The sequence below is a fragment of the Pseudenhygromyxa sp. WMMC2535 genome, from assembly GCF_011083025.2.
The window spans coordinates 3,967,199-3,990,057 of record NZ_JABJWV010000001.1; the positions used below are offsets into that span (position 1 = coordinate 3,967,199).

The 22,859-nt window shown below is 71.1% G+C and carries 19 protein-coding genes; 11 read left to right on the forward strand and 8 right to left on the reverse strand.

Going from position 1 to position 22,859, the window contains the following annotated elements; translation table 11 throughout:
• Positions 1–238 precede the first annotated feature (238 nt).
• Positions 239–1,276 carry a hypothetical protein gene (locus G6O69_RS15590; protein WP_172304291.1) on the forward strand — a complete coding sequence of 346 codons (1,038 nt, stop codon included), beginning with the start codon at positions 239–241 and terminating at the stop codon, positions 1,274–1,276.
• A gap of 74 nt (positions 1,277–1,350) precedes the next feature.
• Here G6O69_RS15590 and radC read toward each other — a convergent pair whose 3' ends face one another.
• Positions 1,351–2,352, reverse strand: a complete 1,002-nt coding sequence (radC, locus tag G6O69_RS42170; protein ID WP_346017051.1) for a DNA repair protein RadC — start codon at positions 2,350–2,352, stop codon at positions 1,351–1,353.
• A gap of 201 nt (positions 2,353–2,553) precedes the next feature.
• Between radC and G6O69_RS15600 the strand changes: the two genes are divergently transcribed.
• A complete protein-coding gene (locus G6O69_RS15600) occupies positions 2,554–3,216 on the forward strand; it encodes a hypothetical protein (protein ID WP_172304293.1) in 663 nt (220 codons plus the stop codon).
• A gap of 55 nt (positions 3,217–3,271) precedes the next feature.
• Here G6O69_RS15600 and G6O69_RS15605 read toward each other — a convergent pair whose 3' ends face one another.
• The gene (locus G6O69_RS15605) at positions 3,272–3,943 is read right to left on the reverse strand and encodes a hypothetical protein (RefSeq protein ID WP_172304294.1); all 672 of its coding nucleotides are present in this window, start codon (positions 3,941–3,943) and stop codon (positions 3,272–3,274) included.
• Between the two features lie 316 nt (positions 3,944–4,259).
• Between G6O69_RS15605 and G6O69_RS15610 the strand changes: the two genes are divergently transcribed.
• The 7 genes from G6O69_RS15610 to G6O69_RS15640 all read left to right on the forward strand — a co-directional run bounded on the left by G6O69_RS15610 (position 4,260) and on the right by G6O69_RS15640 (position 12,711).
• Positions 4,260–5,093, forward strand: a complete 834-nt coding sequence (locus G6O69_RS15610; protein WP_172304295.1) for a hypothetical protein — start codon at positions 4,260–4,262, stop codon at positions 5,091–5,093.
• Positions 5,094–5,121: 28 nt separating this feature from the next.
• Complete coding sequence (gene hisD / locus G6O69_RS15615; RefSeq protein WP_172304296.1) at positions 5,122–6,462, forward strand: histidinol dehydrogenase; 1,341 nt, start codon at positions 5,122–5,124, stop codon at positions 6,460–6,462.
• A complete protein-coding gene (locus G6O69_RS15620) occupies positions 6,459–7,562 on the forward strand; it encodes a histidinol-phosphate transaminase (protein ID WP_172304297.1) in 1,104 nt (367 codons plus the stop codon). The genes hisD and G6O69_RS15620 overlap by 4 nt, the downstream gene beginning before the upstream one ends.
• Before the next feature lie 212 nt (positions 7,563–7,774).
• A complete protein-coding gene (locus G6O69_RS15625; protein WP_172304298.1) occupies positions 7,775–9,001 on the forward strand; it encodes an ATP-grasp domain-containing protein in 1,227 nt (408 codons plus the stop codon).
• A gap of 328 nt (positions 9,002–9,329) precedes the next feature.
• Complete coding sequence (locus G6O69_RS15630; protein WP_172304299.1) at positions 9,330–11,021, forward strand: carboxypeptidase regulatory-like domain-containing protein; 1,692 nt, start codon at positions 9,330–9,332, stop codon at positions 11,019–11,021.
• Between the two features lie 98 nt (positions 11,022–11,119).
• Positions 11,120–11,473, forward strand: coding sequence for a YciI family protein (locus G6O69_RS15635; RefSeq protein ID WP_172304300.1), 354 nt, complete (start codon positions 11,120–11,122; stop codon positions 11,471–11,473).
• Positions 11,473–12,711, forward strand: a complete 1,239-nt coding sequence (locus G6O69_RS15640; protein WP_172308246.1) for a DUF6596 domain-containing protein — start codon at positions 11,473–11,475, stop codon at positions 12,709–12,711. The genes G6O69_RS15635 and G6O69_RS15640 overlap by 1 nt, the downstream gene beginning before the upstream one ends.
• 28 nt (positions 12,712–12,739) lie before the next feature.
• Here the strand turns inward: G6O69_RS15640 and G6O69_RS15645 are convergent, their stop codons facing one another.
• A complete protein-coding gene (locus G6O69_RS15645; RefSeq protein WP_172304301.1) occupies positions 12,740–14,968 on the reverse strand; it encodes a GGDEF domain-containing phosphodiesterase in 2,229 nt (742 codons plus the stop codon).
• Between the two features lie 369 nt (positions 14,969–15,337).
• On the opposite strand from G6O69_RS15645, the gene G6O69_RS15650 reads away from it, so the two are divergent.
• Both G6O69_RS15650 and G6O69_RS15655 read left to right on the forward strand, forming a co-directional pair.
• Complete coding sequence (locus tag G6O69_RS15650) at positions 15,338–16,456, forward strand: hypothetical protein (protein WP_172304302.1); 1,119 nt, start codon at positions 15,338–15,340, stop codon at positions 16,454–16,456.
• 97 nt (positions 16,457–16,553) lie between these two features.
• Positions 16,554–17,087 carry a hypothetical protein gene (locus tag G6O69_RS15655; RefSeq protein WP_176396863.1) on the forward strand — a complete coding sequence of 178 codons (534 nt, stop codon included), beginning with the start codon at positions 16,554–16,556 and terminating at the stop codon, positions 17,085–17,087.
• Positions 17,088–17,124: 37 nt separating this feature from the next.
• On the opposite strand, the gene G6O69_RS15660 is transcribed toward G6O69_RS15655, so the two are convergent.
• From G6O69_RS15660 to typA, 5 genes are all read right to left on the reverse strand, one after another.
• The gene (locus G6O69_RS15660) at positions 17,125–17,880 is read right to left on the reverse strand and encodes a hypothetical protein (protein WP_172304304.1); all 756 of its coding nucleotides are present in this window, start codon (positions 17,878–17,880) and stop codon (positions 17,125–17,127) included.
• The gene (hisG, locus tag G6O69_RS15665) at positions 17,877–18,557 is read right to left on the reverse strand and encodes an ATP phosphoribosyltransferase (protein ID WP_172304305.1); all 681 of its coding nucleotides are present in this window, start codon (positions 18,555–18,557) and stop codon (positions 17,877–17,879) included. The genes G6O69_RS15660 and hisG overlap by 4 nt, the downstream gene beginning before the upstream one ends.
• Positions 18,541–19,833, reverse strand: coding sequence for a UDP-N-acetylglucosamine 1-carboxyvinyltransferase (murA, locus tag G6O69_RS15670; RefSeq protein WP_172304306.1), 1,293 nt, complete (start codon positions 19,831–19,833; stop codon positions 18,541–18,543). The genes hisG and murA overlap by 17 nt, the downstream gene beginning before the upstream one ends.
• Before the next feature lie 60 nt (positions 19,834–19,893).
• Positions 19,894–20,898, reverse strand: coding sequence for a hypothetical protein (locus G6O69_RS15675; protein WP_172304307.1), 1,005 nt, complete (start codon positions 20,896–20,898; stop codon positions 19,894–19,896).
• A 101-nt stretch (positions 20,899–20,999) separates the two neighbouring features.
• Positions 21,000–22,856: a translational GTPase TypA gene (gene typA, locus G6O69_RS15680; protein WP_172304308.1), complete on the reverse strand. Its 1,857-nt coding sequence runs from the start codon at positions 22,854–22,856 to the stop codon at positions 21,000–21,002.
• Between the last annotated feature and the right edge of the window lie 3 nt (positions 22,857–22,859).

Here is a 22,859-nt window from a genome sequence, read left to right on the forward strand (position 1 = left end):
CGCTCGACGAGCGCGAAGCTCGAAGCGGGGCTTCGCTACCTCGACTTCGAGCTCCCCGAGAACATGCTTGGTCGAGCCGAGCGCCGAGCCGCGCTCGTATTCGCGCCGCGTGGTGGCGGGCGACGTTGCGAACCACAACAGCGCGCCCGAGTGTCTCTCATCGCAACGCCGCCAGATCAGCCCGCGCCCGGAATCACTCGGTTTTTTGCGCCAACTCGACCTGGCCCGGGTTTCGTAAATGGCAGCGGGCAGCATGGCCCACTCGACCTTCACGCGCGCCCTCTCGCTCTCCTCGCTCTTGTTCGCTGGCCTGGGCGCCAGCGCCTGCACCTTTGGCGGCGGCTACGAGAGCGCCTACCTCGAGGCCGAGGACGTGAGCCTGGAGCTGCCGAGCGCCGCCGAGGACTTCCGCGCCGAGGGAGACCTGCGCGGCGACGCGTGGTGGTGGGCCAACCAGACCGCGGCCGACGTCAACGGCTGGGTGACCACCGTTGTCGAGACCTCGGGCTACATCGTGGCGTTCCTCGACGACCACCGCGAGACCAGCCTCGACGGCGCGTGGCGGGTCTACGGGCCGTTCGACGACGAGGGCGGCCGCGAGGTCGCGTGGATGGTGCGGGTGATCGGCAACGAGCTCGACACCGAGTTCGAGTTCCTGGTCGCGCCGCGGGGCAGCGTGGATCCGGCGGCCTTCGAGCTGCTCTCGGAGGGCAGCCTGACCGTCGCCGACGACCTGCGCTACGGGAGCGTGCACATCGACTTCGACACCCTCGAGAGCTACCCGGGCCTCGACACGACCTTGCTGTGGCGCTACGCGGGCGACGTCGTCATCGACTTCGAGCGCGACGTGGCCAGCGGCGAGAAGACCATCGCGCTGCAGTTCGAGGGCTTCGAGGCCAAGCGCACCGGCTACCTCGACGACGACGAGTTCTCGAGCGACGAGACCTACGCGTACCACCGCGCCGCGGACGGCTCGGGCAGCTTCCACCTCGCGCTCATGGGCGAGTGGGACAGCTACGGCTGGAGCGGCCCGGAGCGCGAGCGCATGCAGCTGGACATGCGCTGGCAGGCCAGCGGCGCCGGCCGGGCCCGGGGGCTGATCGAGGAGGTGGACGGGGTCGGGGACATGCTCCACGGGGACTTTGCCCTGCACGAGTGCTTCGACGCCGAGGGCTACCTCGACTGGCGCGAGCTCTCGGCGCTCTACGCCGAGCTCGCGCCCGGCTACAACTTTGGCGACGCGTCGAGCTGCGTGTTCACGGACGCGGCGCTGTAGCCGGGGCCCGCGTGAGCGGCCCGGAAGTTTGGGCCGGAAGTTTGGGCCGGAGTCGTGGCCGGATTCGACTTGGGTCAGTCGTCGGTCTCGGTGTTCACGGCCCCGCGGACCAGGCCGAGCTCGGCCAGAGACACGAAGCCGCGGTCGCTGATCACCACGTGGTCGAGGACCGGGACGCCGAGGAAGAGCCCGATGTCGACGAGGCGCTCGGTCAGGTCGATGTCGGCCTCGCTGGGCCGGGCGTCGCCGCTGGGGTGATTGTGGACGATCATGCAGCTGTGCATGCCCGCCCGCAGAAGCGGTCGAAAGACCTCGCGGGGGTGGACCTCGACGCGGCTGAGCGAGCCGACGCCCACCGTTCTGACCATGCGCACGCGCTGGCGAGCGTCGAGGCCGACGATCATGAAGTGCTCTTGCGTGGCGCCCTGAAGCAGCGAGCGCAGGAAGGTCTCGACCTCCCGAGGTGAGCGCAGCTGCCGGCCCCAGGGGAGCTCGAGGCGATCGAAGCGGCGCTTGAGCTCGACGGCGGCGGCCAGTGCCGTGGATCCGGCGTCGCCGATGCCCGGGAGCTCGCGCAGCTCGTGGGCGCAGGCGCGACTGAGCCCGCCCAGGCCGCCGAGGGCGTCGAGCACCCCCTGGGCGCGCTGGACCGCTCGGCCGCCGCCGAGGAGCAGCGCGACGAGCTCGTGGTCGGCGAGGGCGCCGGGGCCGTAGAGCAACATGCGCTCCCGGGGGAGCTCGTGAGGGCGAGGACGCCTGTGGCGAGGCGGACGGGTGCCGGCTCGTTCTTGGGGGCTCGGGGGGGGGACCAGCTCGAGGTGCATGGGGGATGTCTCTACGAAGATCGTGCCAATCTCGAGTGTTGTGATCCCAACGACTTGAGGCGGCGATTGGGGGCGTGGGTGGTCTGCCGGCTGGACGCTCGTCCTGCGGGCGGGCCATGAGGAGACTTGGACCGATGTCGCTATGCCCACCATGCATGGATGGCCATCCGCAAAGATGCCCAGGCTCGAGCGTTCCTGACGTTGATGGTTGTCGACTCCAAGCGACTCGAGGAGCGCTGACTTGGGCCGCATCGGATGAGCCAGACCGGCGAACGTGGACGGGGGCGATTGTCGCTCGGTCTGCTGCACAGCCTCGCCGGCACGGCTCGCTGGGAACCAGCGGCTCTCGGGCCGGTCCGTTGCTACAGGTCGCGGAAGATCGACGTGTACGCGGCCTCGGGCCGAGGCGCTGGCCCATTTGCAGGACGAGATCCCTGGCCCTAGGCTTCGCCCATGACCTCACGTGACCTCCTCCTCACAGCGGCCTGGAGCGCCGCGATCATGTTTGTTGCGCCAGCTTGTGGCGACGATCCCGTCGACGGAATCACCAGCGGAGACGAGGCGGCCGGGCAGACGGAGGACACCGAGGCGGACGCTACCGCCGACGGCTCCGGTGGCGGTGGCGGCGAGGGTGGTGACTCGGGGACGACCGGGACCGCCGATGGAGGCGGGACGGCGGAAGAGGGGGGCACGGCGGGAGAAGAGGGCGGCACCGCAGGCGAGGGGGGCACGGCGGAAGAGGGCACGGCGGAAGAGGGGGGCACGGCGGAAGAGGGCGGCACCGCAGGCGAGGGCGGCACGGCGGAAGAGGGCACGGCCGAGGAGGGCGCCGACAGCACCGACGTGGTCGAGCCCGACTGCCCCAGCCTCGAGCAGGAGGACTGCGAGACCGAGCCGCTGTGCCAGTCGGTGTCTGGCTCCAAGGTCGTGCTGGCCGGGCCGGGGGGCAACTGCCTCGACAGCGCGGCGTGGTTGGGCTGCATCCCGGCCCAAGGCTGTGACGACGCGCTGACCTGGTACTGCGAGGGTGACGACTTCTACCTGTTCCCGGACAGCTGCGCGCCCGATGGCTTCGAGGCCTGCGAGGGCCCCGACGACATCGAAGACTGCATGTAGTCTGGCCGCCCCACTCGGCCGCCGCCCATGGCACCTGGAGCTCGTTCGTGTTCGATCAGCTCCGCGAGCTTCGTCGGCTTCGGGCGGCGCGCTGAGCCGCGCGGCGCTTGGCCAGCCGCCCGTGGCGCGACATGAAGCGTCGGGCGCCTCCGCGCAGGCGTCGGCCCTGGCGGCTGTCGAAGGCCGGGTCCACCCCGCGGCGGCACGAGCACATCAGGTTGTCCGTGTCGCTGTCGTGGCTCAGGCCAAAGGCGTGGCCGACCTCGTGGACCAAGGTGGTGTTGGGCGCGTCGCGGGCGACCACCAGATACTCGCGGGCGCGGATCCGGGCGTCGAAGCCGTGGTAGCGCCAGTGCATGCCGCTGACCCGGCGATCCCCCTTGCGCGGGTTGGCCAGGGCCACCCGGTCGACGAAGAACACGTGCACGCTGCCGTCGCTGGCGGTCTCGCGGGCGAGGTCGAGGCGCTCGTCGGAGCTCTCGACCCGCGGCCCGGCTTGCATGGGGACGATGTCGCGGATCCATAGGTGGATCCCGAAGCGGGCGAGGTCGCGGTTGGCTCGGCGGACGGAGTCGACGATGTGGTGCTCGCGGACCACCGAGCGCCCGCCCTCGTTGCCCACGTGGATCGTCAGGGGCACGCGGATCGCCTTGGGGTTCGCCCACGCCGCGGTCGGGGCGAAGGCGAGGCCAAAGAAAGTGAGCAGGGGGAGCAGGAGAGTCAGCAATCGCAGGTCCGCGCCTCGGCGCGCGCCACTCGAATTTCGCTGTCCTCCTCGCCTGGACAAGGTGCAATTCCGCTATCGACGAGGCGGAGCGCGTGGGTCGACGACGACCCACGTGTTCGCGGCCACGCTCGCGTGGGCCAAAATCGAACCCACGCGCCTCGTGCACGATCACGCCCCGCCTCGAACCTGCGTGATCGCTACCTCGAATTTCAGTGTGTGAGCATCCCGATGATCTGCAAGAGATTCATGACAACGGGGGTCGCGGCCGTGCGGTTCTAAGCGTCGGAGGGCTGGGTTCGCGTGCTACATTCCGCCCATGTTTCAGTTCGGCTCAGCGGCCAAGGCTTCGCCCGAATTCGTGCCCGACGAGGACGCCCGCGAGTGGATCGCCGCCGGCCTCGTGGACCTCGCAGGCAAGCTCGGCGAGCCCGCGCGCCAGCCCCGGCTGCTCACCGACCCCGCAGACCTGAAGCTCGGCCGCGCGGCCTCGCCCTGGGACCTCGACTCGCTCTTCGACATGATCTGCGGCGTCCAGGAATTCGTCGGCCAAGGCGAGGTCGAGATGACCTTGCTCGAGGTCGACGCCCGAAGCGCCGGGCCGCAGCTCCAGGACGGCTACGAGAGCCTGGGTGACGCCAACGGCAAGCTCCTCCACACCTTCCGCGGCCCCGAGGAGTACTTGATGCTCTTCGCGCCCGCGGCCTTCAAGGTCCGCGAGCTGCTCCTCGCCAGCGTCGCGCGGGAGCTCGGGCGCATCGCCCTCGACCGCGTCGGGGAACGCCCCGCGCTCGAGGACGGCGACCCGCGTCAGGCGCTGCTCGAGTGGGAGGCCGACGCCGAGATCGCGGCGGTGCTCCTGGGCATGGGCGTGTGGGTGGCCAACGGTGCCTACGTGTACGAGAACGCCTGCTGTGGCGGCGGCTGTGGGGTGGACCTGCGCAGCATTCGCGCCGGCCTGTCCATGCCCGAGGCCTGCTACGCCCTGAGCATCGACAGTCAGCGCAAGGGCATCCGTCGCCGGCAGGTGCTCAAGCAGCTCGCGCCCACGCAGAAGGCGGCGACCAAGCGCTGCTGGAGTCACCTGGGCAGCGCGCTCCCGCCGGCCCTGGCGGCCGCCGAGCCGGCTGTCCTCGGCCAGCTGCGCGCCTGACCCCGCGCTCTGCTAAGGTCCCGGCTCCATGGCCGCCGCGAGCGAGTTTTCGGCCCTGACGATCCTGGATCTGCGCCCGAGCAGCGCGCCCGAGCACCGGGCCCGCTGGCGGGCGCTGTGCGAGCGATCCTTTGGCCTGGACGGTGAGGCCGACGCGGCCGCGCGATCGATCCTGGAGCAGGTGCGCGCCCGCGGCGACGCGGCCGTCTCCGAGCTGACCGCGCGCTTCGAAGGCCGCGAGCTCGCCCCCGGTGACTTCGAGCTGCCGCGCGCGCGAGCCGAGGCCGCCCTCGCCGCCCTCGACCCAGCGCTGCGCGCCGCTCTCGAGCAGGCCGCCGCGCGGGTGCGTCGCTTCCACGTCGCCCAGGCCCGCGCCCTGACCACCACCGGCCTCGAGGATGAGGACGAGGGCGCGGCCCTGCACAGCCGGGTGGCGCCGCTTCGGCGCGTGGCCGTCTACGCCCCCGGGGGCACGGCCGCCTACCCCTCTTCGGTGCTCCACGCGGCGATCCCCGCCAAGGTCGTGGGCGTCGCCGAGGTCTTGCTCTTCACCCCGCGGCCCAGCGAGGTCGTGCTCGCGGCCGCCGCCCTGGCCGGGGTCGATCGCATCTTCGCGATCGGCGGGGCCCAGGCCGTGGCCGCGGCCGCCTTCGGCACGCAGAGCGTCCCCCGGGTCGACAAGATCGTCGGCCCCGGCAACGCCTACGTCACCGCGGCCAAGCGCCAGGTGTTTGGTCGCTGCGACATCGACTCGATCGCCGGACCCTCGGAGATCCTCGTGGTCGCCGACGCGAGCGCGGACCCGGCCATGGTCGCCGCCGACCTGATCAGCCAGGCCGAGCACGACGTCCAGGCCTCGCCGGTGCTGCTGTGCACCAGCGTCGAGCTGGCCACGGCCGTGAGCGCGGCCCTGCGGGCGCAGCTGGCCACGCTCCCGCGCCAGCAGATCGCCGCGGCCGCGCTGCGGGATCAGGGCGCGGCCGTGATCGTCGGCGACCGCGACGCCCTGGCCGCCGAGGCCGACGCCTACGCCCCCGAGCACCTCGAGCTCCTCGTCGAGCGCCCGCGCGAGCTCGCCGAGCGCATCCATCGAGCGGGGGCGATCTTCATCGGCCCCTTCACCCCCGAGGCCGCCGGCGACTACACGGCCGGGCCCAGCCACGTGCTGCCCACCGCCGGCGGAGCCCGCTTCTCCTCGCCTCTGGGCTGCTGGGACTTCGTGCGCTACACCAGCTTGCTCGAGCTCGGTGAGAGCTCGCTGCGCGCCCAGGCGCTGGCGATCACCAGCCTCGCCCGGGCCGAGGGCCTCGAGGGCCACGCTCGGGCCGTCGAGCTCCGGCTCGCGCAGCGCGAAGAGGATCAACCGTGAGCACCGACAGCACCGACTGGCGCCGCCACCTGCGGCCGAGCCTCGCCGCCCTCGAGGTCTACGACGTCCCCCCGTCCACGGCGCCCAGCCGCCTGCACGCCAACGAGTGCCCAGAGCCGTGGCCGCAGGAGGTCCGCGACGCCCTCGCCGAGGTCGTCCGCGGCCTCGAGCTCGGGCGCTACCCCGACACCTCCGGTCGAACCCTGCGCCGGGTCCTGGGCGAGCGCCACGGCTGCGACTCCGGCCGCGTCGTGCTCGGCAACGGCAGCGACGAGATCATCGGCATGCTGCTGACCGCGGTCTCCGGCGGCCCCGAGACCAGCCGCCTGGTGATCCCCTGCCCGACCTTCGTGATGTACGCCCACTCGGCCCGGGTGCTCGGCCTCGAGGTCGACGAGGTCCCGCTGCGCCCGGACTTCGAGCTCGACGAGGCGGCCATGCGCGCCGCCCTGGGCCGAGACGGGGGCGCCGCGATCTGCTTCTTGGCCCGGCCCAACAACCCGACCGCGAGCCTGTGGGACCAGGCGATGATCGAGGGGTTGATCGCCGACTTCCCCGGCACGGTGTTCGTGATCGACGAGGCCTACGCCGCCTACGACCCCGGCTGCTCGCTGTGGCGCCCGGATCGCCCGTCCAACTACGTGCACATGGCCACCTTGTCCAAGGTCGGCCTCGCCGCCCTGCGCGTGGGCTACTGCGTGGCCGACCCCGAGCTCGCCCTGGCCCTCAACAAGGTCCGCCACCCCTACAACGTCTCGCAGACCAGCATCGCCCTGGCCGAGCTCGCCCTGACCCGCTTCGCCGACGCCCAGGACGCGATGGTCGCCAAGACCACGGCCAACCGTCGGCGCCTCGTCGAGATCCTGCGTCGCCTGCCCGACGCCGAGCTGTTCCCGGATCACGGCAACTTGGTGCTGGTCCGCTTCCCCAGCGACGCGCGCGCGCGAGGGCTGCGGGCCGCGTTGGCGCAGGCGGGGATCCTGGTCAAGGACCTCACGCGGGTGCCGATGCTCTCCGGGTGCCTGCGGATCTCCGTGGGCACCGACGAGGACCTCGAGCGCCTCGCGGCGGCCTTGGACGCGATCGCCTCGGAGGCGTAGGGCGCAGGCGCGAGCCGGGTGATAGCAGCGAGGCTGCGCGACGGTCCGTCATAGTCGGGGCCGTCGCGCAGCCACACCGGGCTGCGGAGCCGTGGCAAAACATGAGCTCGCCTGATGAGTCCCCCGTGGTCGCGGATCCGTGCATTCTTTCTCGGCGCGCCGTGTTTTTGGACCCATGGCGTCGGCCGCCGCGATCCTGCTAGAAGGCGAGCGTGCGCCACGTCGTCTTCGTCGCCCCTCGCTTCCTCCACAACACCTTGCGCTACACCGCCGCCTTCATCGGCCTCGAGGGCGCGCGCGTCAGCGTGATCTCGGAGGACCCCGAGTCGCGCCTGCCCGAGGCGCTGCGCGAGCGGATCGCCGGGCACTACCGCGTCGACAATTGCCTCGACGGCGGCGAGCTGACCCGGGCCTGCAAGGCCATCGCCAAGGGCGTGGGCCCCATCGATCGCCTGGCGGGGGTGCTCGAGCAGCTTCAGCTGCCGCTGGCCCAGGCGCGCGACGCCGTGGGCATCGAGGGCATGAGCGCCGCGACCGCTCGCAACTTTCGCGACAAGGACCGCATGAAGTCGGTGCTGCGCGAGGCTGGGGTGCCCGTGGCCCAGAGCGCGCTGGCGACCTCGGCCGAGGCGCTGCGTGCCTTCGCCGAGAAGGTGGGCTACCCGATCGTCGTCAAGCCGCCGGCGGGCCTGGGCTCCAAGGCCACCTTCCGGGTCACCTCGGACGAGCAGCTGCGCGGCCTCTTCGCCCTGGGCCTGTCACCCAGCCCCACTCAGCCGGCCCAGGCCGAGGAGTTCGTGGTCGGCCGCGAGTTCACCTGCGAGACCGTGGCGATCGCCGGCAAGCCGGTCTGGCGGTGCGGGACCCGCTACTACCCCGGCCCCCTCGAGGTGCTCGAGAACCCGTGGATGCAGTACGTGGTCCTGCTCCCGCGCGAGTACGAGGACCCGACCTGGCGCGACTTCGACCCGGTCAACGACGCCGCGCTCTCGGCCCTGGGCGTGGGCACGGCGCTGACCCACATGGAGTGGTTCCAGCGCTCCGACGGCAGCATGCTCGTCTCCGAGGTCGGCGCCCGCCCGCCCGGCGTGCACATCATGCCGATGATGAGCCTGGCCCACGAGACCGACATGATCGCCGACTGGGCCGAGCTGATGAGCTTCGAGCGCTTCGAGCCCAAGGTCCGCAAGTGGGCCGCGGGCACGGCCTTCTTCCGCGGTCAGGGGCGGGGAGACCGGGTCGTCGAGCTGCGCGGCTGGGACGAGGTCCGCGAGCGCCTCGGCGACGCGCTCGTCGAGGCCCAGCTGCCCAAGGTCGGCCAGCCCCGGGCCTCGAGCTACGAGGGCGAGGGCTGGGCGATCATCCGCCACGAGAGCACCGAGGGGGCGACGGAGCTGCTGCGCGAGATGATCTCGCGGGTTCGGGTCGTGCTGGGCTGAGCCCCGTCGACGTGCCAGCAGCATGAGGAAAGCCCGTCGATATGCGACGCTGATCGCGGTCCTATCGCTGTTGGTTCTCCTGGTCGTTGCCTGGCTCCTGGTTCGTGACGAGGAGCCAGGCGCAGATGTGCCGCCGGGGCCGGAGCCGGTGGTCGAAGTCGGGGGATCGGCTTCGGCGAGCCTTCCGCGAGCGCTACACATCGACGCGCCTGAGGTGGCGATCGGCCAGGCGCGGGTCTCTGGCCGCGTCGTCGATGCAGGTGGTGAAGGCGTCGCTGGTGCGCAGGTGTGTGGGGTCGCGCATCCCGTCTCGCTGCCTGTTCCGCGCATGGTGTGCGAACGCAGCGATGACGACGGCCGCTACGCGCTCGCTGCTGGACTGGGAGTTTGGCGCTTTGGTGCGGCCGCGCAGGGTTACGCGCCCTCGGTGTTTGGGCCGTCGCGGCTGGCGGGCAGCGTCGTCACGCTGACGGCCAACGCCGAGCTCGAGCTCGATTTCGTGATGGACGAGCCTGGGTGGCGCGTCCACGGGGTCGTTCGAGATGCGCTCGGAGGGGTCGTCGAGGGGGCGCGGGTGTTGATCGCCTCGCACCCTTCCATCCCGCAGCCGGGCTCGCTCGCGCGGACCGATGAGGACGGCGCCTTCGAGCTCTTCGCCGGGCCGCGGCTGCGGATGCTCACCGCCTATGCGGAGGGCTATGCCCCTGGCATTGCATCCTTCGCGCTCGATGGCCGCGTGGTCGAGATCGTCCTCGTCCCCGAGACCGTCGTTCAGGGCGTCGTGGTGTGGGGGCCAAGGGGGGAGCCGCTCGCCAACGTGGAGGTCCTCGCAAAGAAGGCGGGCGCCCGGACCCGCTCCGACGCGCGCGGTCGCTTCGAGCTGCCCGTGCTCACCCAGGAGGACGAGCTGCTGATCGCCCGTGGTCCGGGCGTCGCTGGCAGCCTCGCGCTCACAGGCGGTGATCCAGGGGAGCCGCGGGAGGTCGAGCTCGTCGTCGACGCGGGGGCTGATCTCGAGCTGATGCTCACCCTCGCAGGCCAGCCTTGCAAAGACGGCTACGTCGTCGAAGTGACGTCTTTGGTCCGCGAGGTGGTGCGGGTGTGGGGGGAGCCAGTCGTGCTCTCGGGGCTGGCCCCGGGGGAGGTCGAGCTCGAGCTTGGTTGCCGCGGGGCGAGGCTCGACTCGCTGCGCCTCGAGCTCGCGGCGGGGGAGCGCGAGCGAAGGCGGGTGGATCTCGAGCCCACGGGGGCGCTGACTGGCCGGGTGGTGGGAAGGGAGGGGGAGCCGAGCCCCCGGACGCTGGTGCAGGTGCGCGGTCCGATGGAATTGTCTGCGCTGTGTGACGCGCGCGGCGAGTTCAGCTTCGAGGTCCTACCGCCGGGTCGCTATGAAGTGTCGGCGCGAGCGAGGCGGCTGGGGATGGGGGCGGGGCCCGTCACGATCGAGCTGGATCGGGATGGGAGCTTCGTCGAGCTCGAGCTTCAGGCGCGGGCCACGGTCGGCGGCGTGCTGCGGACACCTCGAGGGGAGCCCGCGGCGGGGGTGTGGATGAGCATCGTCGGGTCCGAGCCAGGTCGCAGCGCGGGCTTCACGGTGACCGACGACGAGGGTCGCTTCTCTTTTCCGGCGCTCGAGTCCACCGAGCACAGCGTGTTCGCGGGCGGCCTTCGCCTCGCGCAGACTGGCGAGGCGCCGCTCGTCGATCATGTCGAGGTCTCGATCGTCGACGCGGCGCCCATCGAGCTCGAGCTGGTGCTGGAGGCGCGCGAGCGCAGCCTCGAGGTCGAGGTCGTCGATGGCTCGGGCGCGGCCGTGGCGGGTGTCGCCGTCCGAGCGCAGCGCGAGGGCGCCGGCCTCGGGAGCAGCCTCGACGTCGACCTGGGTACCCACATCTCGGACGCCGAGGGGCGAGCGCGCTTCGAGGGGGTCCCTGGCGGTACGCTGGAGATCTCGGCTCTGGGGACCCGGGTGCAGGTCACCGAGGATGCGCGCCAGGCTCGCCTCGTCCTCGACAGGTGAAGCCGAACACCCTTGTGTATGCTCACAACTTCGCGGCAGAGACTTTTTCGACCGCCCTGTCGATCTCGCTCCCGCCCGCGCGTCGAGTTGGTGAAACCATGCAGTACATCCTCCTCATCTACACGAACGAAGCCAAAGACGCCGAGCAGACCCCCGAGCAGCAGGAGGCCAGCTTTGGCGAGTGGATGGCCTACACCGCCGCGCTCCAGGAGGCGGGGGCCTACGTCGCCGGGGACGCGCTCCAGGGCGTGGCCACGGCCACCTCGGTGCGCGTGCGCGAGGGCGAGCAGATGATCACCGACGGGCCCTTCGCCGAGACCAAAGAGCAGCTCGGCGGCTACTACGTGGTCGACGTCGCCAACCTCGACGCGGCGATCGAGTGGGCGGCGAGGTGCCCGGGGGCGAAGATGGGGACCATGGAGGTCCGTCCCGTGATGGTGTTCGACACGTGATCTCCGCCCGCGTCGCCGTCGAGCGCGTGTTTCGGCGCGAGGCGGGCGCGGTGCTGGCTGGTCTGATCCGCGTCCTGGGCGACTTCGAACTCGCTCAGGACGTACTCCAGGACGCGCTGGCCCGGGCCCTCGAGCGCTGGCCGCGAGAGGGCGTGCCCGACAAGCCCGGGGCGTGGGTCAACACCACGGCGCGGCGCCTGGCGATCGATCGCCTGCGCCGGGGCGCGACGGCCCGCGACAAGGCGGCGGCGGTCTCGGCCGTGATCGCGCTCGAGGCCGAGGCGCGGGCGCAGGCCGAGGCCGAGGCCGCGGGGGCCGAGTGGACGATCCCCGACGAGCGCCTGCGCCTGATCTTCACCTGCTGCCACCCGGCGCTGCGCCGCGAGGCCCAGGTCGCCCTCACCCTGCGGACCCTGGGCGGGCTGAGCACCAACCAGATCGCGGCGGCCTTCTTGGTCTCGGCGCCGACCATGGCCGCGCGCCTGACCCGGGCCAAGCACAAGATCGCGGCCGCCAAGATCCCCTACGAGGTCCCCGGCGCGGCCGCCTTGCCCGAGCGCTGCGCGGCTGTGCTCGCCGTCATCTACCTGATCTTCAACCACGGCTACTCCGAGTGCGAGGGCCTGCTCGCCCACGACTTGTGTGACGAGGCCATCCGCTTGGCGCGAGTGCTCGTGGACACGCTGCCTGGTATCGAAGCCGAGGCCCTGGGTTTGCTCGCGCTGATGCTCCTGCACGACTCGCGCCGGGCGACCAGGGGGGCGATGCTCGAGGACCAGGATCGCGGGCGCTGGGATCGGGCCAAGATCGCCGAGGGCGTGGCCGCGGTCCGCCGTGCGCTGAGCATGGGGCGGCCGGGGCCCTATCCGCTCCAGGCGGCGATCGCTGCCCTGCACGCCGAGGCGCCGAGCTTCGCCGAGACCGACTGGCCGCAGATCTGCGCGCTCTACTTCGAGCTCGCTCGGCGCTACCCCTCGCCCGTGGTCGAGATCAACCGCGCGGTCGCGGTGTCCATGGCCCACGGCGCGCGCGCGGGCCTCGATGTGCTCGAGGGCGCCGCTGCCCAGGCCGAGCTGCGCGGCTACCAGCCCTACCACGCGGCGCGGGCGGATCTGCTGCGCCGGGTCGGGCGCCTGGACGAGGCCGCGCGGGAGTACGAGCGGGCGATGGCGGCCGCGCCCAGCGAGGCCGCGCGGGCCTTCTTGGCGGCGCGCCGGGCCAGCTGCGTGACCAGCTGACGCGAGACTCGGCGGCGACCCCCGACCCTCAGTCGAGGCTCGCGAGCAGCTCGCGGATCCTCGACTCGGGCATCGGCTTGCCGAGCATGAAGCCCTGGAAGCGCTCACAGCCCAGGCGCCCGAGCTGCTCGGCCTGGAAGCGCTCCTCGATGCCCTCGGCGATCACGTGCAGGCCGAGGCCCTGGGCGAGGGCGATGATCGTGCGGACCATGGCCTCGCTGCGCTCGCTGCCGTCGAGCTGCATCACGAAGCTGCGGTCGATCTTCAGCCCGTCGACGGGGAAGCGCTGGAGGTAGGAGAGCGAGGAGTAGCCCGTGCCGAAGTCGTCGATCCAGATCTCCACGCCGCGCGAGCGGATCTGCTGGAGCAGCTCGGTGACCTCGTCGACGCGGTCCATCATCACCGACTCGGTCAGCTCGAGCTTGAAGCAGGCGGGGTCGAGGCTGGTCTCGGCGAGGATCGTGTCGATGGTCTCGAGCAGCAGCGGATCGTCGACCTGCTTGGCCGAGAGGTTGACGCTCAACGAGAGGTTGGTGCGACCAAACTCCTCGTGCCAGCCGTGCAAGGTCCGCGCGGCCTGGCGGATCGCCCAGCGACCCATGGGGATGATCAGCCCGGTGTCCTCGGCGATCGGGATGAACTCGCCGGGCGAGACCAGGCCGCGCTCGGGGTGCTCCCAGCGCATCAGCGCCTCGAAGCCGGCGATCACCCAGCGCGACTCCTCGGGCGTGCGCCCGGCGGCGATCGTGTAGATCGGCTGGTAGTGCAGGCGCAGCTCGCCCTCGTCGATGGCCTGGCGCAGCGACATCTCGAGGGCGAGCAAGGTCCGCGCCTCGATGCGCATGCTGGTGTCGAAGATCTCGTGGCGGTTGCGGCCGCGCTCGCGGGCGGTGTCCGTGGCCGCGCTGACGTCGGAGATGACCTCCTCGACCTTGGCGTAGTCGTGGGCGCTCGAGGTCATGCCGATGCTGACCGTGGTGAAGCTCAGGGCCCCGGCGACCTCGAAGGGATCGGCGACGACGCGGTGGATCTGGTCGGCGACGTGGGTGCCGACCCCGGGGTGGTCGACGTCCTCGAGCAGGATCGCCAGCTTGTCGCCCTCGAAGCGGAACAGCGCGCACTCGGAGCCCAGCGCCTCGCGCAGGCGGGCGGCGATGGTAGCGAACGCGGCGTCGGCCTCGACGACGCCGTAGCTGTCGCGCAGCTGGGTCATGCGGTCGACCTCGACGAGCATGACCACGAACTCGAAGTCCTCGTGGGCGCGGGCGAGCTCGACGGCCCGGGCCAGGCGCTCGAAGAGCACCGGGCGATCGGGGAGCTTGGTCAGCTTGTCCTCGCGGCTGCGCTCGCGGATGTTGAGCTCGCGCTGGCGGTAGGGCGTGAGATCGGTGAGCGAGCCGGCCATGCGCATGGCTCGGCCGTCGATGTCGCGGTGGACCACGCCGCGGCTGAGGACCCAGCGCCAGTCGCCCTCGCTGTCGCGCACGCGGTGCTCGTGCTCGTGGACCGGGAGCAGGCCCTTGATGTGGTTCTCGAGGTTGCCGCGCAGGTCGTCGACGTCCTGGGGGTGCACGAGGCTCAGCCAGCTCTCGATGGTCGGCTCGACCGGTCCGGAGCCGATGCCCATGAGCTCGCGCCAGCGCTGCGAGTAGAACACCCGGCTGCGGACCAGGTCCCACTCCCACATGCCGTCTCGGGCGCCGCGGATCGCCAGCGAGAAGCGATCGCGCAGCTCGGCGAGGCGGGCGCTCTGGTGGATGTGGTTGCGAGCGTGGACGATCACGGCCTCGAGCAAGGCCGGGGTCAGCTCGCCGTAGAGCAGGCAGTCGATGGCGCCGACCTCCTGCGCGCGGCGGCGCAGGGCCGAGCGCTGCTCGGCGTGGGCCTTGACGATCGCGAGCATCGGCAGGCGACTGCTGGCGATCAGCCGGCGCATCCAAGACAGCGTGGCCATGTCGAGCAAGGACACGGCGACCACGATGATCTCGGGCTCTTCGATGCCCTCGCCGGGCACGGCGCCGCCAGTGAAGATCGCCAGCAGCTCGTCTTGGTCGACGTAGTGCACGGCCACCTGTGGCTGCATGCCGACGAGCAGCTCGCTGAGCCTGCCGCTGAGGTCTTCGCCCGTGACCAGAAGGTCGCTGCGACCAGGCGCGAGCGTGTCTTCTTCACTCTCGTTCGATCGAGTCGAACGCTCGTGCCCGGCGCCACGGCCGTCCTCGCTCACCTTCGAGCTCGTGCCGCTGCGAAGAGCCACCGCCCGAGTCTAGATCAGCGCTGCGATCGGTGAAACGTGTGTGTTGAGGCACCTGCAAAGACCCTGGAGATCGAATTCGATCGCCGAAGTCGGCACTGGCTGCGAGGGGAGCCGGGCGTGGGCGCAAGGCGCAGGGCGGTGGCGCTCCTCCCACAGGTGCGCAGACGGGCAGGGGGGCGAGGGGGGCGAGGGGGGCGAGGGTTGGTGAGGGATGGGGCGAGGGGCGGGCGAGGGCTGCGTGGCGGTGAGAACCGGGCGCGCTGACTTCGCGCGAGGCCGTGAGCGCGCCAGCGAAAGGTGCAGGCAGGCGCGGCGTCAGCGAGGCCGCGCCGCGCCGAAAATTACCCTACAGTCCCGCCGGTCGGGACCATGGGCATCTCTTACGACGAGTTCAAAGACGCGATCCAAGACGGCGCACGCCGACGCCAGCTGCTCAACCGTGACGGTCGCCCCTTCTTCGTCCTCTTGAGTCAGCAGTTCAGCCGAGCCGAGCTCGAGCAACTGTGTGACACCGCGACGGCGATCCGGCGCCTGGATCGTCATCGCGACGGTCGCGAGTTCCTGCTCTCGATCTTGCGTGGCCACCGGATCATGAACCTCTTCGCCCAGCCGAGCACCCGGACCTCGCAGAGCTTCATGGCCGCGGCCGAGAAGCTCGGGGCCACGGTCTCGCTGGTCTCGGACCTGCGGACCTCGTCCTTCGCCAAGGGCGAGTCGGTGCCCGACAGCGTGCGGACCTTGTCGAGCTTCTTCGACACGATCGTGGTCCGCCACCCCGACGACGACTTTGCGACCCAGGCGGCCTGGGCCCTGCACCGCAGCCAGCGGCCGATCCCCGTGGTCTCGGCCGGCAGCGGCAAGTCGCAGCACGTGACCCAGGCGCTGCTCGACCTCTACACCTTGCGCTACAGCTTCTACGAGCACGGGGGCGTGGACGGCAAGCGCCTGGTGATCGTCGGCGACGTCGCGCGCAACCGCGCCGCGCGCTCGCTGGCCCTGGTCCTGACCAAGTTCCGCCCGGGCAGCATCCACTTCGTCTCGCCCCAGGACTTCGAGCCCGACGACGAGCTGCTCGGCTACCTGCGCCGCCACGAGATCGAGGTCGAGGTCACCAACGAGCTCGAGGGGCTGCTGCGCGAGCGCGGCCGTGAGCTCGACGCGATCTACATGACCCGGCTGCAAAAAGAGTGGGACGCGGGCGGCGAGGCCGGGCAGCCCAAGGCCAGCGCCGACGACCTCGACGCCGACGACCGCTACGTGCTGCGCAGCGACTACCGCCTGCTGATCCGCGAGGACTGCGTGATCATGCACCCGCTCCCGCGCATCAACGAGCTGCCCGAGAGCTGGGAGGATCACCCCGGGTTCGTGGTTTGGCGCCAGGTCCGAAACGGCATGTGGATGCGCGCGTCGGTGTTTGCGACGATCCATGGCGCCGCGGGTGAGATCCGAGCCCGTGCGCGGCGCCTGGGTCTACTCGACACTGACTGAAACGCCGCGATCGCAGGCAGGGCGAGGCAGCACACGCGCTCGCGTGCCCGCGGGTCAAAATTGGTGAGCGCGGCTCTGGCCCGCTACCCTAGGGAGCATGGTGTGTCGTTCAGTGGCCGCGCTCGTCTCCCTCCTCGGTGTAGTCGGCATCGGCGCGGTGCTTGGCTGCACCATGGACAACCCCTATTTCGGGGACGACGCGGACGAGGTGGGGGAGCTGACCGACGCCGCGGGCTCGGACGAAGACTCGTCGAGCGAGGGCGCCACGGGGCAAGAGAGCGGCTCGGGCTCGGGCAGCAGCGCCAGCACGGAGGGCACCGATGACGGCGCTAGCGAAGATGGCAGCGAGGGTGAGAGCGACGACAGCTCGGTCGACGTCTGCGAGTTCACGGGAGAGATCACAGATTGCGCAAGCTGCGCAAAGGCGAAGTGTTGCGAAGCGTTCGAGGAGTGCTTCGCCGAGTCGTCGACTCCGCTGCCGGCTCTCGAGCCAGACTGTTTTTGCTACGCCACCTGCTTCTTCGAAAGCAGCGATGTGGACGATTGCACGACGCAGTGCGGCGGCACGTCGACGCTCTTCGATAGCCTCAACGCGTGCATGATGGAGTCCTGCGAACTCTGCGAGGTATAGGCGGCTCGGCTCGCTCAGGGCCCACTCGAGGCCCTGCTCAAGGCACGTGCACTTCGGTCAGATACTCGCGGGTGACCTCGAGGCTCTCGGAGTCGACCATGAACACCTTGGCCTTGCCGACCTGGCCGTCGAACTCCACGACCAGCCAGATCTCCACGGCCCAGGCCTTGGAGTGAGCCAGGCAAGGCGGCACCCAGCCAACGACCACCGCCGAGCCGAGCGCGTCGTTTTGCCGCTCGCGGTAGGCTTCCTGGTAGGAGTCGAGGCTCTTGACCGCCGACAGGGCCGCGCGGGCGACGGGCGGGCGGACCTCCTTGCGCCAGTCGCTGAAGAAGCGAAACTCCTCGAATTCAGCGCCGCCAGGGCGGAGCACGGCGATGTAGGTCTCGCTGGCGTCGAGCTCCCCGTAGTCGCGCAGGTCGAACTCGGGGTAGAGGTTGTCGGCGGCGATGGCCTGGTCGCGGGCCCGAAATTGCGTGTCGAGGAGCCGGGCCTCGTGGCGGCTGTAGGCGGCGTAGATCCGCAAGAGCACGTACTCGCTGGGGAGCTGGTGATCCCAGTCGAGCACCGCCCGGACCGCGGCGTAGCGGTTGGAGCCGTAGGGCACGAGCTCGGGCATGGCCTCGTGCAGCTTGCGGCGCATGTCCTCGTCGGGCGCGATGCCCTGGTCGGCCAGGCGCACGTGCACGCGCAGATCATCGAAGGCGTCGGCGACGAGCTTGGCTGGCGGTTCACCGGGAGGCCCCGGCGGCGCCTTGTTGCCCTTGTTCCTGTTGCGCCCGAACAGACTCACGAAGCCGCTGCTGCCTTCCTGGCTTGGCGCTGCCGCTGGAGTGCGACGCGCAGAGCACTGATGGTCCGCGAGACGGCCGGTTCTTTCAAGCGCAAGCTGGCGGCGTTGACGATTAGTCGGCTGCTGACCTCGAAGACGGTCTCGACCTCGACCAGCCGGTTTTGGCGCAGGGTCTCGCCGCTCTCGACCAGATCGACTATCTGGTCGGCGAGGCTGGTGATCGCGCCGAGCTCGACGGAGCCGAAGAGGTGGATGATGTCGGGCTGGATGCCCTTGGCGCGATAGTGGCGCAGGGCACAGGCAGGATACTTGGTGGCGACTCGCAAGGTCATGCCACGGCGCAGGCGTGCAGGCCGGTCCGCCGGTTCGGCCACGGCCATGCGGCAGCGGCCGATGCCGAGATCCACGGGCTCGTAGAGGTCGCGACCTTGTTCGAGCAGGGTGTCGAGGCCGGCGATGCCGAGGTCGGCGATGCCGTGATCGACGTAGGTCGGGACGTCGACGGGCTTGACGAGGAGGATCCGGTCGCCGCTGGGGAGCTCGAAGAGCAGCTTGCGGCCGGCCGCCTCGAGGGCGGGGCCGAGCTCGAGGCCAGCGGCGGCGAGCAGCGGCGTGGCCCGCTCGAGGATCCGTCCTTTGGGCAGGGCGAAGGTCAGCGGCTCAGGCACCGGCGCCATGATACCTCGTGATCTCGGCGCCGAGCGGGCGCAAGCGCGCCTCGATGGCCTCGTAGCCGCGGTCGAGGTGGTAGACCCGCCGAACCTCGGTCTGGCCGTCTGCGACCAGGCCGGCCAGGACCAGGGAGGCGCTGGCCCGCAGGTCGGTGGCCATGACCGTGGTCCCGGAGAAGCGCGTGGGCCCGCGGATCACCGCCGTGTTGCCGTTGACCACGATGTCGGCGCCCAGGCGGTTGAGCTCGGGCACGTGCATGAAGCGGTTTTCGAAGATCGTCTCGCGGATGACGCTGGCCCCGTCGGCCATGGCGGCGAGCACCATGATCTGCGCTTGCATGTCCGTGGGGAAGCCCGGGTGTGGGCGGGTGACGACGTCGATGGGGCGGATGCGCTCGGGCCCGATTACGCGCAGGCCCCCGTCCTCGACGCGGCACTCGACGCCGGCCTCGACGAGCTTGTCGATGACCGCGTGCATGTGATCCACGGGGGCGTGCTCGAGCAGCACGTCGCCGCGGGTGATCGCCGCGGCGATCGCAAAGGTCCCGGCCTCGATGCGGTCGGGCAAGATCGCGTGGTCGATGCCGTTGAGCGCGTCGACGCCCTCGATCTCGATCGCGTCCGTGCCCGCGCCGCTGATCCGCGCGCCCATCTTGTTGAGGAAGACCGCGAGCTCCTGGACCTCGGGCTCGCGGGCGACGTTCTCGAGCAGGCTGTGGCCCTTGGCCAGGCTCGCCGCCATCATCACGTTTTGCGTGCCGCCGACGGTGACCTTGTCGAAGCTGAAGCGCGCGCCGATCAGCCTCTTGGCGCGCAGCTCGACGTAGCCGTGGGCGAGCTCGACCTCGGCCCCGAGGGCCTCGAGGCCCTTGAGGTGCTGGTCGATGGGTCGCGCCCCGATCGCGCAGCCGCCGGGCAAGGACACGCGGGCCCGGCCGAAGCGCCCGAGCAGCGGGCCCATGACCGTGACCGAGGCGCGCATGGTCTTGACCTGCTCGTAGGGCGCCTCGAGGGTGCCCGCGCCGACCTGGTCGGGGTCGATCTCGACGGTGCGCGCGTCCATGTCCGCGGCGACGCTGCAGCCGAGCTCGCGCAGCAGCCCGTTCATGGTCGACACGTCGGTCAGGCGCGGGAGGTGGCGCAGGCGGGTGGTGCCCTGGCCGAGGAGCGCGGCGCACTGGATGGGCAGGGCCGCGTTCTTGGCCCCGCGGATGGTCAGCTTGCCGCACAGGCCAGTGCCGGGGGGACCAGGGTGCTTGCCGGAGATCTCGATCTTGTCCATGTCGGTCGTAGTACGCCCGAGGGCAGGGAGCTTTTCCCAGGCCGTGTCAGGGCCAGGTGTTCAGGGGGCTCGCGGGGAAGACGCGCGCCCTGCCCGGGGGCCAGCGTCGAGCCTCGCACGGATCGCCTCGATCTGCCTGCGGGTGTGCTCGTCGGGCGCCTCGCCCCCCTCCGCGGCCTCGCCAGGGCGCCCGCGGCAGCCGTCGAGGGCCTCGAGGGTCAGCGTGCGGGTGACGCCAGACCAGCGCTGCTCGACCTGGAGCTGCGCCCGCAGGGGCCGGCCTGCGTGGAGCTCCAGGGTGCGAGACGTGAGGATCCCGATCTGCGGGTCCGCGGGGTCGTGCCCGTCGCGCCACTCGCCGCGCACGGTCGCGATCTGGGTCGCTGGGTCCACGGCCGCGAGGGTCTCGGACCACGGCCGCGCGCGGCAGGGCTGCTGGGGGTCGTGGGCGAAGCGGCCGTCGGCGTCGAGGCAGACGGTCTCGTGGCAGCGGCCCTCGACGCGGGCGCCGGTCCAGCTCTGGCCGGGGCGGACCGGCGCCGCGGGCAGCCGCGGCCAGCCCAGGGCCAGCAGGTCTTCGAAAGGGTCCCAGGTGTGGCGGCGGCAGGCGAAGTCCGGCGCCGCCGGACCGACCGCGCTCGGCGACCACCAGGCGTCACGAAAGCGCGCGGGGTCTTCGGCTTCTCCCTCGGGCTGGGGCTGGGGCTGGGACTGGGGCTGGGGCTGGGACTGGGGCTGGTCGAGACCGTCGAGCGCGGCCGCGGGGATCATCAGCGCGCGCACGTGCTCGGGCTCGCCGCCTCGCCGGCGCTCGAGATCCACGCCCTCGAAGGCCGCCAGCCAGGTCTCGTGGGCCTCCTCGCGGCCGAGGAAGACGGCCACGCCTGGATCTCGAAAGTCCTCGTCGATGCGCAGGCGATAGACCTCGACGCAGGTCGCTGGCGCGCGCCAGCGCAGGTCCACCGCGGGGCCCAGGCGCAGGCGCGGCCCGAGCGACCAGCGGTAGCCGGCCACGAGCGAGGCTGCCAGCGCCACGGCCAGCGCGATGCGACCGGCGTGGGCCACCGCCCATGCATAGCACGCTCGCCTTCGCGGGAGCGCCCGCGCAAAACGACAAAAGCCCGAGCGTGGGCTCGGGCTTCGTCGTCTCGGGGAGCGCCGCTGGCTCAGCCCGCGAGCTTCTCCATGCGCTTGCGCAGGTTGTGGTCGAGGTGACGCTTGCGCAGGCGGAGGTTGTCGGGGGTGATCTCGATCAGCTCATCGTCCTCGATGTAGGCCAGCGCCTGCTCGAGGGTGAGCTCGCGCGGGGGCGTCAAGAACAGCTTCTCGTCGGCGCCCGCCGAGCGCACGTTGGTGAACTTCTTGTTCACGTTCGGGTTGACCACGAGGTCGTTCTCGCGGCTGTGCTCGCCGATGATCATGCCGGCGTAGGTGGGCACCTGCGCGCCCACGAAGAGCACCCCGCGGTCCTGGAGGCGGGCCAGCGAGTAGGTCATGGTCTCGCCGTTATCGAGGACGATCAGCACCCCGCGCGGGCGGGTCTTGCGGGTGCCCAGGTGGGGGCCGTAGCCGGCGAAGATCGAGGCCATGATGCCCGTGCCCCGGGTGTCGGTCATGAACTCGGAGCGGTAGCCGATCAGCCCGCGCGAGGGGATGTAGAGCTCGAGGCGGGCGCGGCCCGTGTCCGAGTTCTCCATCCCGCGCAGCTCGCCGCCGCGGCGCCCGAGCTTGTCGATGACGGCGCCCGAGTACTCGGCGTCGCACTGGACCACGAGGTTCTCGTAGGGCTCCTCGAGCTTGCCGTCGGCGCCCTCGCGGAGGATCACCTTGGGGCGCGAGACGCAAAACTCGTAGCCCTCGCGGCGCATGGTCTCCATGAGCACGGAGAGGTGGAGCTCGCCGCGGCCCGAGACCTCGAACTCGTCGGCGCTCTCGGTGTTCTCCACGCGCAGGGCGACGTTGGAGCGCAGCTCCCGGAACAGGCGCTCGCCGAGCTTGCGCGAGGTCACCCACTTGCCCTCGCGGCCCGCGAAGGGGCCGTCGTTGACGCGGAAGCGGACCGAGAGCGTGGGCGGGTCGACGGCCAGGGCGGGGAAGGCCCGGCGCGTCTCGACCTCGGCGGTGGTCAGGGTGTCGCCGACCTGGAGCGAGCTCATGCCGGCCACGGCCACGAGGTCGCCGGCCTCGGCGCCCTCGATCTCGAAGCGGCGCAGGCCCTGGAAGGCGAGCAGCTTGGTCACGCGGAACACCTCGGCGCAGTCGGCCTCGACGTCGGGCTCGCTCCCGGGCTCGGGGCGGATCAGCGCGAGGCGCTGGCCGGGGGCGATGGTCCCCGCGTCGAGGCGACCGATGGCCAGGTAGCCGAGGTAGGTGTCGTGCAGCAGGGTCGAGACCCACATCGCCGGCGGAGCGTCGATGTTCACCTGGGGCGGCGGGGCGTGCTCGAGCACCTGGTCGAGGATCAGCGAGATCGGCCCGGGCTCGTCGTCGGGGTCGAGCATCGCAAAGCGCTCGCGCGCCGAGCAGAAGATCACCGGGAACTCGAGCTGGTCCTCGCTCGCTTCGAGGTTGGCGAGCAGGTCGAAGGTCGCGTCCACGGCCCCGTGGGGATCGCAGCCATCGCGGTCGATCTTGTTGACCACGAGCAGGACCTTGAGCCCGAGCTCGACCGCCTTCTCGGTCACGAAGCGCGTCTGGGGCATGGGCCCCTCGAAGGCGTCGACGACCAGGAGCACGGCGTCGACCATGTTGAGCACGCGCTCGACCTCACCGCCGAAGTCGGCGTGGCCGGGGGTGTCGACGAGGTTGATGCGGTGATCTTTCCAGGTCAGCGCGGTGGGCTTGGAGGTGATGGTGATCCCGCGCTCGCGCTCGATATCTCCGCTGTCGAGGGCGCGCTCGGTCGCGACCTCGCCGCGGCGAAAAGCGTTGGCCTCGGACAGCAGGGCGTCGACCAAAGTGGTCTTGCCATGGTCGACGTGAGCGATGATCGCCAGGTTTCGGATGTCTTCGCGGGTGCGCACGGT

Coding starts and splice junctions, on each gene's coding strand:
- G6O69_RS15590 (WP_172304291.1), top strand. CDS start 239: ATGGCAGCGGGCAGCATGGCCCACTCGACCTTCACGCGCGCCCTCTCG.
- radC (WP_346017051.1), bottom strand. CDS start 2,352: ATGCGGCCCAAGTCAGCGCTCCTCGAGTCGCTTGGAGTCGACAACCAT.
- G6O69_RS15600 (WP_172304293.1), top strand. CDS start 2,554: ATGACCTCACGTGACCTCCTCCTCACAGCGGCCTGGAGCGCCGCGATC.
- G6O69_RS15610 (WP_172304295.1), top strand. CDS start 4,260: ATGTTTCAGTTCGGCTCAGCGGCCAAGGCTTCGCCCGAATTCGTGCCC.
- hisD (WP_172304296.1), top strand. CDS start 5,122: ATGGCCGCCGCGAGCGAGTTTTCGGCCCTGACGATCCTGGATCTGCGC.
- G6O69_RS15630 (WP_172304299.1), top strand. CDS start 9,330: ATGGTGTGCGAACGCAGCGATGACGACGGCCGCTACGCGCTCGCTGCT.
- G6O69_RS15635 (WP_172304300.1), top strand. CDS start 11,120: ATGCAGTACATCCTCCTCATCTACACGAACGAAGCCAAAGACGCCGAG.
- G6O69_RS15650 (WP_172304302.1), top strand. CDS start 15,338: ATGGGCATCTCTTACGACGAGTTCAAAGACGCGATCCAAGACGGCGCA.
- G6O69_RS15655 (WP_176396863.1), top strand. CDS start 16,554: ATGGTGTGTCGTTCAGTGGCCGCGCTCGTCTCCCTCCTCGGTGTAGTC.
- hisG (WP_172304305.1), bottom strand. CDS start 18,557: ATGGCGCCGGTGCCTGAGCCGCTGACCTTCGCCCTGCCCAAAGGACGG.
- murA (WP_172304306.1), bottom strand. CDS start 19,833: ATGGACAAGATCGAGATCTCCGGCAAGCACCCTGGTCCCCCCGGCACT.